We start from the raw sequence: 16,455 nt of genomic DNA on the forward strand, positions 1-16,455 counted from the left end.
ATCATGTTAACAGGAAAACAAAAGCGTCATCTTCGTTCCTTGGCGCATCATCTCAATCCTATTTTTCAAGTGGGAAAAGGCGGCGTGAACGAAAACTTAATCAAACAGGTGGAAGAGACCCTAGAAGTCCGCGAGTTGTTAAAAATTTCGATATTAAATAATTGTCTTGAGGATAAAGAGGAGGTCGCTCAGGCGATCGCTTCTGGAAGCGGTGCGGAGATTGTACAAATCATCGGAAGTACGATCGTGCTGTATAAAGAATCCAAGGAACATAAGACGATTGAGCTTCCGAGATAACCGCAGAAAGGTAGGGCTGTACGGTGGTACATTTGATCCCATCCATACGGTTCATTTAATTGTGGCGGAGCAGGCGCTTGATGCGCTCGATCTTGAAGAGGTATGGTTTCTTCCTGCTCGGATTCCGCCGCACAAACGCACGAAGAAAATTACAGCGGACATGCACCGTGTAGAAATGGTTAGGCGGGCGCTAAAAGGAAATCCGCGTTTTCGTATCAATACGATTGAATTGGAACGGGATGCTGAACAACCCTCTTATACGTATGAGACGATACGCATGCTGCAGGCGAGACATCCTGATGTAGCATTTTATTTTATCATTGGTGGAGATATGGCCGCGTATTTGCCCGAATGGTACCGCATTGACGATGTAATTGAAATGGTGCAGTTTGTTGCACTGGCTCGTCCCGGATACGCAATGGTTAATCCATATATGGAGCGTGTCATTGAAATAGAAATGCCGCAGCTTGATGTATCATCGACGATGATCCGCGAGAAAGCTTCCGCTGGACGCTCCATTCGTTATCTGGTGCCTGAGGCAGTAAGGTTGTATATAGAGGAGGAAGGGTTGTATGAAGCGTGAACAACTGTTGGAGGCTGTACAGCAGCAGATCACAAAGCACCGCTACGAGCATACGCTTGGTGTCATGAATACAGCCGTTGCGCTGGCAGCGAAATATGGTGCAAACAAGGAAAAAGCGGAAATAGCGGCAATCCTCCATGACTATTGCAAATTCTGGCCCGAAGACGAGATGCGCAGCATCATTAAGAACACGCCGCACATCCCAAAAGATTTATTGGAATATGACAAAGAGCTTTGGCATGCACATGTTGGGGCTGAAGTCGTGCGGCGTGATTTAGGGATTGAAGATGAGGAGATATTGAATGCGATCCGCTACCATACGTCCGGGCGTGAGAATATGACATTGCTTGAGAAGGTGGTCTGCCTGGCTGATTATATTGAACCGGGCCGGCAATTTCCGGGAGTAGATGAGGTGCGTGCAGCCGCCGAAGAGGATTTGGATCGTGCATTGGCGAAAGGTCTGGGAGGAACGATTACTTTTCTTGTAAATCGGGAAAAAAGTATATATCCCCTCACCGTTCTGGCTCGCAACTCCTTAGTAAAACCGAAAACGAAAAACGTATAGGAGGAAAAAGCGAATATGACGGAATTAGAGATTGCGCAACTGGCCGCTAGAGCGGCAGAAGATAAAAAAGGACATGATGTGGTTATTCTAGATCTTAAAGGACTGTCGATCATTGCCGATTATTTCGTTGTCTGCCACGGAAACTCTGAAACACAAGTGCAGGCGATCGTAGATAATATTAAAGACAGTGTGGAGAAGGAAAATATAGCTGTGCGCGGCCGTGAAGGATATGATGAGGCGCGTTGGGTGTTAGTGGACTTAGGAGATGTTGTTGTTCACGTGTTCCATCGCGATGAGCGCGAGTTCTATAATATCGAGCGGCTGTGGAAGGATGCTTCTGTTGTCTCCATCCAATAGCAGCTATCGGCGGCTCGCCGATGTATACGACCATTTGATGACAGATGCGCCGTACGATCAGTGGATGAGTTTCACCGGCCAGGCGTGGGATAAATATGGCAGCTATCCGCGTACGGTAGCTGAGCTTGGCTGCGGCACAGGCTCGCTTACTCGTTTTCTTCTGGAGCGAGAAGTTGAAGTGTGGGCCGTGGATCTGTCTGCCGATATGCTCGATATCGCGCAGGAAAAGGTGAAGCGAAGCCATCCAAATGCAGCGGTTCATTGGCTTAATCAGGACATACGGCAACTGATGCTCCCGACGAAGGTGGACAGTGTTGTTAGCTTTTGCGATACGCTCAATTATATTCCGGACGCCGAGGGGATCAAGCAGATATTTGCGGATACGTATGAGGCATTGAAGCCTGGTGGCACCTTTTTATTCGATGTGCATACACCGTATAAAATCGCCGAAGTCTTCGGAGATGAATCATTCTCTTATCAGGACGAGAAGGTCGCTTATATCTGGCAGAGTATGTATGACGAGGAGAATGAAGTGGTAGAGCATGACCTCACGCTTTTTGTTGAAGGTGAGGATGGATTATATCGTCGCTTTCAGGAGCTTCATCGTCAGCGTGCGTATTCTCTTGAGCATTTGCAGATATGGTTGCAGGAAGTTGGATTCGAGATCCTTTCTGTTACTGCCGATTTTACTGACCATCCGGTGGACGAGGAAAGTGAGCGCGCATTTTTTGTTGCACGAAAGCCGTAAAGAAGAGAAGTTGACACAGCATAGGTGTGTTGCATATAATTTTAAATAATTGCACATCATGGCCTTGATAAGGAATAGTAATTGCCGAAAGCGAAGCAGAGAGTTAACGGGTGGTGCGAGTTAACCGCATAAGGTAATGAACTCGCCTTGGAGCTGATAGCGGGAAGGTGAATGCCTGTACTGCTTATCCGTTTCATCCACGTTACGGATGCCAAAGTGAACGCCTGTTTCTTGGCGTTAACTAGGGTGGTACCGCGGGAGTTACGCCTCTCGTCCCTGGATATTTACAGGGATGAGAGGCGTTTTTTATATGAAATACGTATTTTGGAGGTTAGTCATTGATGAAAGCTTACAAGCCGCATGAAATTGAAATGAAATGGCAGCAGTATTGGAATGAAACGAATGCGCATCGTACGAATGAAGATGATACAAAAGAGAAATTCTACTGCTTAGAACAATTCCCATATCCTTCTGGACGTCTGCACATGGGACATATGCGTGTTTATTCTATCGGTGATGTAGTAGCCCGCTATAAGAGAATGAGTGGTTATCAGGTTCTTCATCCGATGGGCTGGGATGCTTTTGGGATGCCGGCAGAGAATGCGGCAATTAAACTAGGTGCACAGCCGTCCAAATGGACATATGAGAACATTGATTTTATGAAAAATCAGCAGAAGAAGCTTGGCGTAAGCTACGATTGGGAACGGGAGTTTGCAACTTGTTCGCCAGATTATTATAAAATGACACAACAGCTTTTCCTTCTTTTCTATGAACAAGGTCTGGCTTATCGTAAAAATGGAGCGGTTAACTGGTGTCCGCATGACCAAACTGTGCTTGCCAATGAGCAGGTGGAGGATGGCTGTTGCTGGCGCTGCGGCACTGAAGTAGTCAAGCTTGATCTTGAACAATGGTACTTCAAGATTACTGATTATGCGGATCGTCTGCTCAATGATCTTGACCAGCTTGAGGGATGGCCAGAAAAAGTAAAGACGATGCAGCGTAATTGGATTGGACGGAGCACAGGGGCGGAAGTAACTTTTGATGTGCCGCAAGTCAATGAGAAGCTGACTGTCTTTACCACGCGTCCGGATACATTGTATGGTGTTACATTTATGGTGCTAGCTCCGGAACATCCGATTGTGCGCAAGTTGATTGAAGGCAAAAATAATGAAGCTGAAGTGCTTGCATTTATCGATAAGACAAGAAAAGAATCTGACATCTCCCGTACAGCGGCTGATGTGCCAAAAGAAGGGATGTTCACAGGTTCTTATGCGCGTCATCCGCTGACCGGTGAAGAGGTACCGATTTGGATTGCGAACTATGTGCTCATGGATTACGGTACGGGTGCGGTCATGGCGGTACCGGCCCATGATACACGTGACTTCGCTTTTGCCCGTCAGTATGATCTGCCGATTAAGCGTGTGATCATGCCAGAAGGCGAGGCATTTGATGCGAAGGAGACAATGGAAGAAGCATACAGTGCGGATGGTGTGCTTGTACAGTCTGAATCATTTGACGGAATGCCAAACCGGGAAGCATTGGAGAAAATCGCTACCCAGCTTTCAGAGCAGGGTCAAGGCGGAGCAACTGTCTCCTATCGCCTTCGGGACTGGCTTGTATCCCGTCAGCGCTATTGGGGCGCTCCGATTCCAATTATTTATTGTGATGAGTGCGGTATTGTTCCGGTACCGAAAGAAGACTTACCTGTCATGTTGCCAGAAGACGTCGTGATTGATGGCATGAGCAATCCGCTTGCCAAATCCGACGCATTCGTGAATACAATCTGCCCGTCGTGCGGCGGCCAGGCGCGTCGTGAGACTGATACGATGGATACGTTTATCGATTCATCATGGTACTACCTCCGCTTTACAGATGCAAAGAATGATGACATTCCGTTTGAGTCTGCCAAAGCGAATAAGTGGCTGCCTGTTGATGAATACATTGGTGGTATTGAGCATGCGATTCTGCACCTGCTTTACTCCCGCTTTTTCACCAAGGTATTGTATGACGCGGGCATGGTTAATTTCACGGAGCCGTTCAAGAGCCTCCTGACACAAGGTATGGTATTAAAAGATGGGGCTAAGATGTCCAAATCAAAAGGCAACGTAGTCAGCCCGGATGAAATCATTGCAAAGTATGGCGCTGATACAGGCCGTCTCTTCATTCTGTTCGCTGCCCCACCAGATCGCGATCTGGAATGGAGCGATAGCGGTGTGGAGGGCAGCTACCGTTTCCTTAACCGCGTATGGCGCATGGTAGACAGTCATGCTGACCTAACATACGGACAGCCGCAGATGAACCTATCTGATAGCGCTGCTAAGGATTTGAATCGTACACTGCATGCGACCATTAAAAAAGTAAGTGAAGACATTGGAGAACGCCGTCAGTTTAACACGGCCATCAGCTCGATCATGGAGCTTGTAAACAAAATTTACGCCTATCCACAAGAGGCAGACCGGGGTATGCTTGCTCATGCGATTGAGAGCACAGTGATTCTGCTTGCGCCATTTGCTCCGCATATTACCGAGGAGATGTGGCGGATGCTTGGCCACGAAGACAGCGTGCATCAGCAGAATTGGCCTGCATTTGACGAATCGGCACTTGTGCTTGACGAAGTGGAGATTGTCGTACAAATTAACGGTAAAGTACGCGAGAAAATGGTCATTCCTGCAAATGCAACTAAGCAGGAGATGGAAGCAATCGCGAACGAAAATGAAAAAATTAAAGAACTGACGGCAGGCAAAACAATTCGTAAAGTAATTGCTGTTCCGGGTAAGCTTGTAAATATTGTTGTAGGATAAATGTTATAGAATTTTGATAATTTGCATGCTATACTTTTTAGAAGCTTATGCAGTAGAAAAGGCAAGACGAGATGAGAGTGTATGGAGGAGAGGCAGATGAGAAGAGCGCAGGTTATAATAGCCCTGCTCGCAGTGATGATGTTGGCTTTGGTGGGGTGTGGTCAGAATGCGAAGCAGGAAGCCGCACAGCCGAAGGCGGAGCAGGCAAGCCCGGATAAAAAGGTGAAGGTAGGAATCACACAGATCGTCGAGCATCCGGCGCTTGATTCTATCCGTAAAGGCATTGTCGATCAATTAGCAGACGAAGGGTTCAAGGACAAAGAGACGATGGAATTGGAGTATCTCAACGCTCAAAATGACATGAATAATGTCGCAACGATTGCCCAACAGATGGTAGCGGATAAGAAGGATATTATTATCCCAATTACGACACCATCCGCACAAGCAGTCGCCCAAAAAGCGAAGGATATTCCCGTAGTCTTCTCTGCGGTAACGGATCCGGTTGCAGCCAAGATTGTGCCTGCTCTAGATAAGCCGGCGGAGTATGTAACGGGTACATCTGACGTATCTCCGATGGATAAGCAGGTGCAACTGGTTAAAGAATTCGTTCCGTCTTTAAAAACGCTTGGCGTCATCTATAATACAGGTGAAGTCAATGCGGAAGTCCAGGTCGGCATGATTGAAGAAGCGGCCAAAGCGCTTGGGGTAAAGGTAGAGAAAGCCGGTGTTTCAAGCTCTAATGAGGTGAAACAGCGCGCTGAATCGATTGTTGGCAAAGTAGACGCAATCCTTATCCCGGTCGATAATATGGTTGTCTCTTCTTTCGAGGCACTGCTGACGGTAGCCAAAGCATCAAAAATACCTGTATTCGCATCGGATAGCGATACGGTAAAACGAGGTGCAGTGGCTACCTACGGCATTGATTACTATAAGCTGGGCCGACAAACCGGAGTCATGGCTGCTCGTGTGCTAAAAGGCGAGAAGCCGGGTGCAATCCCGGTAGAAACCCTAAAGGATGTACAATTGATTGTCAATGAAGCTGCAGCGAAAGCCGCCGGCCTATCTGTTCCTGACAAACTAAAAGCCGCCGCTGAAGTCATCAAGTAATCAGAACTGCACCAAAAAACTCCTTCCCTGTTAGTGGAAGGAGTTTTTTTTGTCAGCAAACGATTCTTTTACTTCGAGTACATCCACATCGAATTTACGGTGTGTTGCTTCGATTAGGTGAGTGAATACGTCCCGTGTCTCCCTATCAAGCACGTGCAGTCCAATTCCAGTAACACCACCAGGCACACATACCTTAGCTTGTAAGGTGGGCAGAGAAAAGCGCCCGTCTTCTAAAAGCCGTCCCATACCGATTACCATCTCTGTCATAAGTCTGGTTGCCTCTTTCTCTGTTATGGTGGTCTCCGCAGCAGCGCTGTCGATAAAACGCTGTAGTAGAAAACTGAAGAATGCTGGACCGCAGCTAACAATATCAGAAGAGATGCGCGTTGCTTCTTCTTCAATTTCGATAGGTGTACTAATGTTGGATAACAATGATAGCAGCATCGTGCGATCCTTGTCATGCAGTCGGCTACCGAACGTCACAAGCGAAGCACCGCTGAGCGCTGTATTCGTAATGCTTGGAATCACCCGGGCTACTTTACAGTGGGAATGAGCTTCAAGCTGCCGAATTCCGACAGAGCTTGTAATGGAGAGAACAAGCTTCTCCGGTGTCAAATACGGTGCAATCTCATCAAGCACAGTTCGATATTCCAGTGGCTTGGTACAGAGGAACAGCACGTCCGCCATCTTCGCAACAATCATGTTGGCTCCGGTATCAATTCCGGGATGTTTTTTGACAAGCGTCCGCAGCTTCTCCGGTGTCCGGTTCGAGGCAATGATACGCTCAGGCGGCACGGCACCGGATTCAATAAAGGCTTCAATGAGAATTGTCCCCATACTTCCCGTTCCGATAAAGCCAATCTGCATCCTGATTCCCCCCGGCAATATGATTGATTAATGTGTATGGGGAAGAAAAGGAATTCAGTACACATATTTTTCTACATGTGCTAAAATGGAATTGATTGGTAATTATTTGCATAATTCACGTACCATGTCCGCGGTAACAACCTTGCGGGGAGGCAGGTGGTGGCGTTGGGCCAATTGATTGATCTGGTGTGTGACTTCATTGATTGAATCGACATTCATCTCTTCCCCCTGCTTATATTGTTCGATAGCTTCCTCAATTCTTGATTCCCGCATTGCGTCTAGCTTGCGGTACAGGGTAATGTATTCGGCTTGTTTAGCCGAGTGTGCAGTAATGGCTTCATGAACACTCATAAGTATATCCTCCTTTTTCTTATCACTTTCAGAATGTTTATATGAAAATTATAGGTAATCTGTTGGAAAACCACAAGTAAGGGAGAGAAGGTCGCGTATGCAGTGGTCTTGGAACAAAAAAAAGTGGACTGGTAGTAGTATATGTCTTCTTATTCTTGGTAGTAGTGTTTATTTTTATAACATGGAAAATACACCGCAAGAGCATCCGTTGGCCTTCAGCGAGGCAAAACCGTCTGTACAGGAGGATGCTAGACAGGAACAGCAGAGCGCAGAGGTAAAGCAAAACCCCGATCCAACAAGGCAGACAACGGTTCCTGCTCCTACCACCTTTGTGATTGATGTAAAAGGCGCAGTCGTCTCTCCTGGTGTATATACGTTATCTGCAGATGCAAGGGTCTATCAAGCAATTGGGATGGCAGGCGGCCTTCTGCCCGAAGCGGATGCCAAGCAAGTTAATGGAGCGCAGAAGCTAGTCGATGGTATGATGATCTATATCCCGCTCAAAGGAGAGCAAATATCGCCAGCAGGACATGCGACTCCAGGCTCTGTGACAGGCAGTACACCAGCGGTCGGAACGCAGGGTAAGGAAGAGGCGAAAGTTGATCTTAATACGGCAACAGTAGAACAGCTTCAGACCATACCGGGAATTGGACCGCGCAAGGCTGAGGCGATTGTGCAGTATAGAGAAGAGCATGGCCCGTTCAAAACGATAGATTCGTTAACAGGTGTAGCTGGGATAGGGGCTAAGACAGTAGAGAAAATGCGAGCCGGAATTTTTGTACAATAAAAATTTTCTAATTAAGTTGACAGGTCGGAATAGTGAGCCTATAATAAGAGCAAGAAACGCATACGAAAACATAAGCAACACAGTACAATTTTATAGTATCTCTTATCGAGAGAGGCGGAGGGACTGGCCCGATGAAGCCCGGCAACCGGCATGAAGTGCAAGGTGCTAAATCCAGCAAAGCAGTATGCTTTGGAAGATGAGAGCGATGGTACATACCTGCCTATCCGACCCTCTTCTTCTCAAAGAAGAGGGTTTTTATTTTGGTACCTCGCCCGAAACAAAAAAATTAGGTATTGAGGAGGAAGATTGAAAATGGCAGAAGAACGCACATTCAATTTTGAGACAGTATGCTTACATGGAGGACAAGAGGTGGACCCGACAACGCTATCGCGTGCGGTACCGATTTATCAAACATCGTCCTATGTATTCAAAGACACGGAGCATGCAGCCAACCTGTTTGCACTTAAGGAATTCGGCAATATTTATACACGTATTATGAATCCGACACAGGATACGTTTGAGAATCGGATTGCACAGCTTGAAGGGGGGGTTGGTGCGCTGGCGGTCGCATCCGGTCAGGCGGCGATCACCTTCTCGATCCTTAATATTGCCCATGCGGGAGATGAGGTTGTTGCTTCAAGCAACCTGTATGGCGGAACATACAACCTGTTCGCTCATACTCTGCCAAAGCTTGGCATCACAGTAAAGTTCGTGAATCCAGAAAACACGGATGAAATTCGCGCAGCTATCACGGACAAAACAAAAGCGCTGTACACGGAAACAATTGGCAATCCGCGTACGGATGTCGTTGATCTAGAAGTATTGGCTGGGATTGCACACGAGAATGGAATCCCGTTCATTGTAGACAATACATTCGCAACACCATATTTGTGCCGCCCGATTGAATTCGGTGCTGACATTGTCGTACATTCCGCTACCAAATTCATCGGCGGACACGGAACATCCATCGGTGGTGTAATTGTCGATTCTGGTAAATTTGACTGGAACAATGGCAAATTCCCAGGTCTTACTGAACCAGATCCAAGCTATCATGGTGTCGTATACACAGAGGCGGTTGGAAATCTTGCCTATATTATTAAAGCTCGCGTACAACTGCTGCGTGATCTTGGCGCTGCGGTATCGCCATTTAATTCCTGGCTGTTCCTCCAAGGCTTAGAGACGCTTCATCTGCGTATGGACCGTCATGTGGAGAACGCAAAAAAAGTAGCGCAATACTTGGAAAATCACGAACTGGTAGAATGGGTGAACTACGCGGGGCTTGAGAGCAATCAATACTATGAGCGCGCACAGAAATACTTGCCAAAAGGTGCGGGGTCTATCTTTACCTTTGGGATTAAGGGTGGCTTAGAAGAAGGCAAACGGTTCATTAATAGCTTAAAGCTTCTCTCTCATCTTGCAAACGTCGGCGATGCAAAAACGCTTGTGATTCACCCTGCAAGCACAACGCATCAGCAACTGACCGAAGAACAGCAGGTAGCAGCGGGCGTATCACCGGATATGATCCGTCTCTCCATCGGCATTGAATCTGTCGATGATATTATTGCCGATCTTGAACAGGCACTTAAGGCAAGCCAACTGGCTGCAGTATAATAAAATCAGCAGGAGGAAGGACAGGAGAAGGTAGCCTGTCCTTTTTCTGTTGCAGTAGTGGTTTATCTGATTATCAGTTATCATAATAAGAGATCATGCAAATTGAGGTAGAAGAAAGAGAGGAAGGAGAGGGAGGCAGATGGATACACGCAAGTCTTGGGATGAATACTTTATGGATCTGGCCTATATGGCCGCCACCCGTGCAACATGTCCGCGCCGCCATGTTGGCGCAGTCCTGACACGGAATCGAAAGGTATTGGGTACCGCATACAATGGGAGCCCAAGCGGAGTCGATTCCTGCCTGGATGTTGGCTGTATGCTTCATAATTATTACGAGACGAATACAGATGGAGCGATCATAGAGAAGCAGAAATGTATCCGTACGATTCATGCGGAACAGAATTTACTTCTTTTTACCGATCAGGCGGATCGGCAGGGGGCGGCGGTATATGTCACTGACCAGCCGTGCTGGACATGTGCGAATCTGATTGCTAATAGCGGAATTGCAGAAGTTGTCTATCACCGGGCATATGCCAAAGACTATGAGAAAGTAGCCTGGCTGTTTAAGCAAAAGGAAATCGAGTTTCGCCAAATACAACAATATGCTCCACCGGCCGGTGTCAAGATGGAATTTGTAGAGTAGCATAAATTTTTTTATGAAATACGCAAAAATATGGTATGGATGATGAATAAGGGGGTAAAGATGTAGCAAGAGGATATTATTCTTTCGAACTACGAACGAGGTGATTTCAATGCAACCGAATGTCGCAACGATCCGTGGTGTATGTGATAATTTTCAAGCTCCGCAGGAGAGAACAGATGATGTGTACCGCATTGTAGAAGAGGCCAAGATGCGCCCCGAGATTACGGTGGAAGAGAAGAAGACAATGCAGGGTACATTGCTGCTTGGCTTTTATACCGAACATGGCGTATTCCGCTTGGTTGTACAAGCGGGACTCCCGATTAAAGGGCGACTCTATATAAATGGTATTACCGAAGAGGAAATGGTAATCAATCCACTCATCCGCCTATTCTATGGTTCCGTATATTTAATGGGAGCAAGCGGTATGCTTCGTCTCTATGAAGAAGGTGTAAGCAAGGACATCCACTTCCGTGAAGGTCGCATCTATGAAAATAACGGCCTTGGCGAAGAGACAGAGCTGGCAAACATCCTGGTAGACCAATATATTGACCAGCAAATTGTAGAGGGGCGCATTAATTTCCTGTTGGAGAAGTTGAACGACTGTATGGAGCAGAGAACAGAACCGAATACGCATGTGATTAAGCAAGAGCTGACCGAATTGACGGATCAGTGGAATGAACTGCAGAATTTCTAAAAGGAAAGAGAAATCATCTCTTTCCTTTTTTTTATATTTAATTTGCCTTCTATGATAAAATATAAAGAAAAACAGACCGTGGGGAAAGGGAGGAAAATTAAATGGAAATTGTGCTGCCTAGATTAAATCGGCTGGTACCTTCATTGGAATCAACATTCCATAAGCTGGTGGAGGAGCAGGGGGAATTAAGTGAGGCAATTCTTAGTTGGATGGAGGAGCAGGGAACGCCGCGCGCACGTGAAGCATTAGAAAATGTGGCTGGAGAGCTGCTTGATGTGGCGCAGACATGCATTTCCATGACTTTCGTGCTTGAAGATCTGGCACCGGATATTCGTCTTGAAGAATTAATTGATGACCATCTCTCCAAGCTTTTGCGCAAAGGATATCTGCAGGATGTGGGTGGAGATATTTATATTAATGTGAATGAGGCCGGATTTCGAGAGATGAGTCTGCCTCGTCTTGTAATACCGGGTGTGACGCTTGATAGCACGGTATTGAATATATCGGTTGCGGTAGGACGGTTCGCTCAGTGGATCGGCAAATTCCGCGGAGCAAGTGGCGAAGTACGTATTCATAGCGATGAACAGATTGTGAAGGGATGCGGACTTAATTTGCTCCATATTGCTCAATGCTGCGTTACGATGCTATACATATTAGAAGAGACATTTCTTATGGATACCGGCGCACTCATGCGTGCACATGTGGATAAATTAAAACGGCGCGGATATGTAGGCTGATGATACGACAACGGGCGCTTTTCTTTTATAGTTTGTACATGCTGGGCGGAGTTATTTGCGCTTCTCAGTTTGTTCACAGCGCCCGTCTGGGCCTCAGCATCGCTCTTTTGATTCTTGTAGTAGGGTGCCTACCATGTTGGATGAAGAAAAAGGAGATACCCCGTCTTTTTATTATAATGGGCATCATATGTGCGTGTGCAGGGTTTGGCCGTTATATATGGGTTGAGGCGTATAATGTCAGCATCCTGCCTGAAAAGGGAACGGCCTCCTTTACAGGTCGGATTGAAAGTACGGTTTCCTTTGATGGAGACCGCTGTCGATTTGTTCTGCGCCTTGATTCAATCAATGGAAATATTCTTCCGCGGTCGGAACGGGTACAGACGACGGTATACTTTAAGGATCAGACAACATACGACAATGCAAGAGCGCGTCTCAGATATGGAGCTGGACTTGCAGGGACCATCGAATGGAAAATCCCGGCTCCACCCTCTAACCCGGGAGCCTTCGATTATCCCACATACCTTCACTGGCAGCGTATCCACCGTACAGCCAGCATTGTTGATGGCAAATCGCTGGTCTATCAGAGCGCTTCCCTTAGTTTTGCAAAAGCGATGATCGATACACAGCATTGGCTTGCTGATCGTACATTCCTTCTATACGAGCCAAAATCAGCAGGATTTCTTTCTGGAATGCTGTTAGGAGCGGTAGATGAAATTGATCCGGATCTGTATGCGGCATTTTCTGGCTTAGGCTTGACACATATTATCGCCATCTCGGGTCAGCATATTACGCTTCTGATTGCCGGATTAGTGTGTGTGCTGCGTGTATGCGGGGTGTCGAAGCGTCGTGCATACTTAATCACAGCTCTTCTCCTGCCTTTGTATGTAACAATGAGCGGCTCTAGTGCCTCCGCTCTGCGTGCGCTCATCATGGGTGAACTGGTACTCATAGCGCTGCTTACAGAGCGCATTAAAGATGGTTGGAATGTGTTGGGTGCCGCTTTCTTGCTTATGGTACTATATGATCCGTATTACATTCATAATGTTGGCTTCCAACTTTCTTATCTGGTCACGTTCGGCTTGCTTGTATCCGTTCCACCGCTCACACATAAGCTTTCTGTTGGCCCCATTGCCGTTCGTGGACTTCTTGCGGTTACACTAGCTGCGGCGATTGTATCATTTCCTCTCACAATCTATTACTTCCATTTGTATTCTTTTTTTTCACCGATCATTAATTTTTTGTTTGTTCCTTTCATAAGTATCCTTATTGCACCACTTGCGGCTGTATCGCTGCTCCTTGGCAGCATGCATCCTGCGCTTGGGTTTCTTCCGGCCAAAATAGTAGATTTCCTGCTGCTTCCTACACTAGATTTGCTTGAATGGGTAGAAAAATTGCATGTTTTGCGTACAGCATTCAGTTCGCCTTCCTTATATTGGATGATAGGGTATTTGTGCTGGCTCACCTTCCTTACTGGATGGTTGTATGATAGAATAACCTTTAATTGGAAAGGAATAATCTGCTTTATTCTCTGTCCTATCGTTTTATTTGGTATGCTCTTTTTCCCGCGTCCAAAGGAAGAAGTTACGATTACTTTTCTGGATGTGGGACAAGGAGATGCAATCGTTATAGAGACACCCCGCAGCACTGTGCTCATTGATGGAGGGGGGCCGCCTTTGCGTTTTGGAGAGCAGCCGGGACGTAAGCCGCGCGAGCCTTTTAACCCCGTCAGGTCCATTGTTGTTCCTTTTTTGTATGCCAAAGGGATTGCTTCGCTGGACTTGTTGGTGCTGACGCATGGTGACAATGACCATATTGGAGGTCTTCCTTATTTGCTAGAGCATATGGAAGTTCGCCAAGCGCTTGTCAATGGCCTATCCGCAGAAACATACATAGAAAAAAAAGTGAATGCATTACTCCACCAAAAACGTATTCCTATTGTAGAAGCAAAACAGGGCCAAATCTGGCATGAAGAGCCTGGTATTATCTGGCGGGTACTTAATCCTGCCGCTGCGCTTTCTTCAAGCGAAGGAGATAATGCCCATTCGATCGTTTTACTGCTTGAAGCGTATGGTTCCTCTTTTCTTTTCACGGGAGATTTGGAACAGGGCGGCGAAGAGCGTCTGTTGCGTGACGCAGCTCTTCAGCCCGTCGATGTGTTGAAGGTTGGGCATCATGGAAGCAGAGGCTCGACGTCTCAAGCATGGGCAGACGCGCTTGCGCCAAAGCTTGCGATTATCTCTTCAGGTAAAAAGAATTTGTACGGACATCCGCATCGTGAAGTGCTAGAGAGATTGGCAATGAGGAATAGTACAATTCTACGTACCGATCAATGCGGCGCTGTTGTTGTATATGTAAGGGGAGGAAGAGTTACATATGAATCCATCCTGTCATCGACCGTCTGCAGATAATTTTTGAACAATAAATACTGTGTTTTATGCAACATTTAGTATATACCTTGCGTCTGAGGTATTGAGAGGGGAGGCACGGGCGTGGTTGATGCAGAGCTTATACGCTCCGCCCAAAGCGGAAATCGGGAGGATTTAATACGGCTGCTTGAGACGATTGAGCACTCTGTATATCGTACCGCATTTTATGTATTGGGCAACGAGCACGACGCGCTGGACGCTTCTCAGGAAGCGCTGATTCGAATTTATACAAAGATCGATACCTATCAGGAGAAGGCCAAATTCTCTACCTGGGTTCAGCGTATCGTTACCAATGTATGCATAGATAAATTTCGCAAAAAGAAAGATACCGTATCGATTGACCAGCATGAGCTTATGCTCTATGATGTGCAGAACGTAGAATATGAAGTAGAGCGGGCCGGCATGGCTGATGAGGTAAGAGAAGCGATCAAGCGTCTCCCTGAACATCAGCGCACTGTGGTTACACTGCGCTATCTGCAAGATTTATCGTACGGAGAAATTGCGGAAGTTATGAACATGCCATTGAATACCGTTAAATCATACCTCTATCGGGCCCGACAACAACTCCAGGAATTACTGCATGAATATCAGAAAGGTGGTGTGTAGAGTGAGTTGTGAAGAAGCTTATGAGTGGATGCAGCGTGATTTGGACGGCGATCTCAACGACAATGAAAAAGCCATACTCAGGCAACATCTGGCGCTGTGTCGAGAATGCGCCTCTTTATATCAACGTCTAAGCTCTCTCTCTACGCATCTGGCACAGCTTCCACTGGTGGAGCCGCCTATTAATATCGTAAATTCTATTCTGCCTGAGCTTGATCGAATTGACCTTGAGCGTGCCATAACATCTCCTATCCAGGAGCAAGCAGCAGCGTTTGAGAAGCCTCGGCGACGTACGAAGAGGGCAGTATGGTATCGTTATATTGGCGGTGTGACAGCGGCGGGACTGCTGATCTCCGCGGTTGTGTTTACGCTGAATAATGAGAATCAGCCGGTGAAACAATCCGCATTTTCTTCCCCACAAGTAAAGGTGGAGAATACAGCTGAGAAGCATAACAAGGCACTAGCTGAAGCGGATGCACAGCGGAACACCGAGAAGCGAACAGATGAGCAGGAAACGGACATACCGTCTACTTCACAGCCTTCTGTATCGGCAGAAGCGGAGCGAAAAGCGGAAGCGTCGTCTGAACAAAATGCAAAAGAGAATAGCGAAGCTGCGCCGGATACGAAAAAATCACAGGATGAAACAAAGCGTTATGTTGCCCAAGCTCCTGCAGAACATGCGCAGGAACGGACGTCTACATCGGGGCAAAAAGACACGAATGAGCAGAATACAACTGCTGCATCTGAATCCGGCAAAGAAAATCCGCCTGCTGAAGAAGATTCTGCGTCTGCAGGCAATGGTGGGGCCTCCATCGCGCAAGCACCGGATGCATCTGATTCGAATCAGCATGCAGCAATGGCTAAAGAGTCTGAGCCATCTAAAGACAATGGAAAGACGAATAATACAACCAGCGCACTCGCACTGGCCAAAGAACAGGCTAAAGAAGGGCAGAAGCCTGGACGTCCTGCCATAGCAAGCGCTGCACAGAGCAGTACGTATAGACCTCCGGGCAAGCCATCGCCAGAAGAACAATATTTTGTCAGCAAGGTAGACAACCGATTGCTCGTGCGTGATGCCAATGGAGGAATTGCGTTTATTACCCGTCCATGGAATGACATGTACAATGTATCGTATCGTTGGATTGATGCAAAGCGCATTGTATACAATCTTGAATATGTCGGCGGAACAGGGCAGACAGATACTGTTCCTTTGCAATCGCAGGAATGGATGATTGATCTTGAAAAAAATGTAGAGCGTCCTATTTATAAATAAGCACG

At 46.9% G+C, this 16,455-nt stretch carries 16 protein-coding genes, 1 pseudogene, 1 riboswitch and 1 other annotated feature; of the genes and pseudogenes, 15 read left to right on the top strand and 2 right to left on the bottom strand.

The genetic code is table 11. The features are described 5' to 3' along the window. The first annotated feature begins 3 nt into the window (after positions 1-3). The 7 genes and pseudogenes from yhbY (at position 4) to AB3351_RS13505 (ending at position 6,458) form a co-directional block, all read left to right on the top strand. Entirely contained in the window at positions 4-297 is a 294-nt protein-coding gene (gene yhbY / locus AB3351_RS13475) for a ribosome assembly RNA-binding protein YhbY (RefSeq protein WP_371147651.1), read from the top strand. Next, positions 281-940 (top strand): annotated as a pseudogene (locus AB3351_RS13480) (nicotinate-nucleotide adenylyltransferase); the annotation flags it as partial. The gene yhbY and the pseudogene AB3351_RS13480, both read left to right, overlap by 17 nt. Then, positions 888-1,445 (top strand): bis(5'-nucleosyl)-tetraphosphatase (symmetrical) YqeK, encoded by a 558-nt coding sequence (gene yqeK, locus AB3351_RS13485; protein ID WP_371147747.1) that lies wholly within the window; start codon positions 888-890, stop codon positions 1,443-1,445. The pseudogene AB3351_RS13480 and the gene yqeK, both read left to right, overlap by 53 nt. A gap of 15 nt (positions 1,446-1,460) precedes the next feature. After that, positions 1,461-1,802 carry a ribosome silencing factor gene (rsfS, locus tag AB3351_RS13490; RefSeq protein WP_371147652.1) on the top strand — a complete coding sequence of 114 codons (342 nt, stop codon included), beginning with the start codon at positions 1,461-1,463 and terminating at the stop codon, positions 1,800-1,802. After that, on the top strand, positions 1,786-2,550 hold the full coding sequence (locus AB3351_RS13495) for a class I SAM-dependent DNA methyltransferase (protein WP_371147653.1): 765 nt from the start codon (positions 1,786-1,788) through the stop codon (positions 2,548-2,550). The genes rsfS and AB3351_RS13495 overlap by 17 nt, the downstream gene beginning before the upstream one ends. 55 nt (positions 2,551-2,605) lie before the next feature. Next, positions 2,606-2,831: a binding site (T-box leader), on the top strand. 60 nt (positions 2,832-2,891) lie between these two features. Then, complete coding sequence (gene leuS / locus AB3351_RS13500) at positions 2,892-5,351, top strand: leucine--tRNA ligase (protein ID WP_371147748.1); 2,460 nt, start codon at positions 2,892-2,894, stop codon at positions 5,349-5,351. Positions 5,352-5,447: 96 nt separating this feature from the next. Continuing rightward, positions 5,448-6,458: an ABC transporter substrate-binding protein gene (locus tag AB3351_RS13505; RefSeq protein ID WP_371147654.1), complete on the top strand. Its 1,011-nt coding sequence runs from the start codon at positions 5,448-5,450 to the stop codon at positions 6,456-6,458. Between the two features lie 30 nt (positions 6,459-6,488). On the opposite strand, the gene comER is transcribed toward AB3351_RS13505, so the two are convergent. Together comER and AB3351_RS13515 are read right to left on the bottom strand one after the other, a co-directional pair. Beyond that, the gene (comER, locus tag AB3351_RS13510; protein WP_371147655.1) at positions 6,489-7,325 is read right to left on the bottom strand and encodes a late competence protein ComER; all 837 of its coding nucleotides are present in this window, start codon (positions 7,323-7,325) and stop codon (positions 6,489-6,491) included. Between the two features lie 102 nt (positions 7,326-7,427). Continuing rightward, positions 7,428-7,676: a DUF2533 family protein gene (locus tag AB3351_RS13515; protein ID WP_371147656.1), complete on the bottom strand. Its 249-nt coding sequence runs from the start codon at positions 7,674-7,676 to the stop codon at positions 7,428-7,430. 97 nt (positions 7,677-7,773) lie between these two features. Here AB3351_RS13515 and AB3351_RS13520 point away from each other — a divergent pair, with 97 nt between their 5' ends. The 8 genes from AB3351_RS13520 (at position 7,774) to AB3351_RS13555 (ending at position 16,450) form a co-directional block, all read left to right on the top strand. Then, positions 7,774-8,463, top strand: a complete 690-nt coding sequence (locus AB3351_RS13520; protein WP_371147657.1) for a helix-hairpin-helix domain-containing protein — start codon at positions 7,774-7,776, stop codon at positions 8,461-8,463. Between the two features lie 99 nt (positions 8,464-8,562). After that, a riboswitch (SAM riboswitch) is annotated at positions 8,563-8,666 on the top strand. Positions 8,667-8,775: 109 nt separating this feature from the next. Next, a complete protein-coding gene (locus AB3351_RS13525) occupies positions 8,776-10,074 on the top strand; it encodes a homocysteine synthase (protein ID WP_371147658.1) in 1,299 nt (432 codons plus the stop codon). Between the two features lie 139 nt (positions 10,075-10,213). Next, positions 10,214-10,717 (top strand): deoxycytidylate deaminase, encoded by a 504-nt coding sequence (locus AB3351_RS13530; protein ID WP_371147659.1) that lies wholly within the window; start codon positions 10,214-10,216, stop codon positions 10,715-10,717. A 109-nt stretch (positions 10,718-10,826) separates the two neighbouring features. After that, the gene (locus tag AB3351_RS13535) at positions 10,827-11,411 is read left to right on the top strand and encodes a hypothetical protein (protein ID WP_371147660.1); all 585 of its coding nucleotides are present in this window, start codon (positions 10,827-10,829) and stop codon (positions 11,409-11,411) included. 101 nt (positions 11,412-11,512) lie between these two features. After that, positions 11,513-12,148 carry a MazG-like family protein gene (locus AB3351_RS13540; RefSeq protein ID WP_371147661.1) on the top strand — a complete coding sequence of 212 codons (636 nt, stop codon included), beginning with the start codon at positions 11,513-11,515 and terminating at the stop codon, positions 12,146-12,148. Continuing rightward, positions 12,148-14,556 (top strand): DNA internalization-related competence protein ComEC/Rec2, encoded by a 2,409-nt coding sequence (locus tag AB3351_RS13545; RefSeq protein WP_371147662.1) that lies wholly within the window; start codon positions 12,148-12,150, stop codon positions 14,554-14,556. The genes AB3351_RS13540 and AB3351_RS13545 overlap by 1 nt, the downstream gene beginning before the upstream one ends. An 81-nt stretch (positions 14,557-14,637) precedes the next feature. Next, positions 14,638-15,180 carry an RNA polymerase sigma factor gene (locus AB3351_RS13550; RefSeq protein WP_371147663.1) on the top strand — a complete coding sequence of 181 codons (543 nt, stop codon included), beginning with the start codon at positions 14,638-14,640 and terminating at the stop codon, positions 15,178-15,180. Between the two features lies 1 nt (position 15,181). Continuing rightward, on the top strand, positions 15,182-16,450 hold the full coding sequence (locus AB3351_RS13555) for a zf-HC2 domain-containing protein (protein WP_371147664.1): 1,269 nt from the start codon (positions 15,182-15,184) through the stop codon (positions 16,448-16,450). The last annotated feature ends 5 nt before the right edge of the window (positions 16,451-16,455 follow it).

It is taken from the genome of Aneurinibacillus sp. REN35 (assembly GCF_041379945.2).
In the GTDB taxonomy this organism is placed as follows: domain Bacteria; phylum Bacillota; class Bacilli; order Aneurinibacillales; family Aneurinibacillaceae; genus Aneurinibacillus.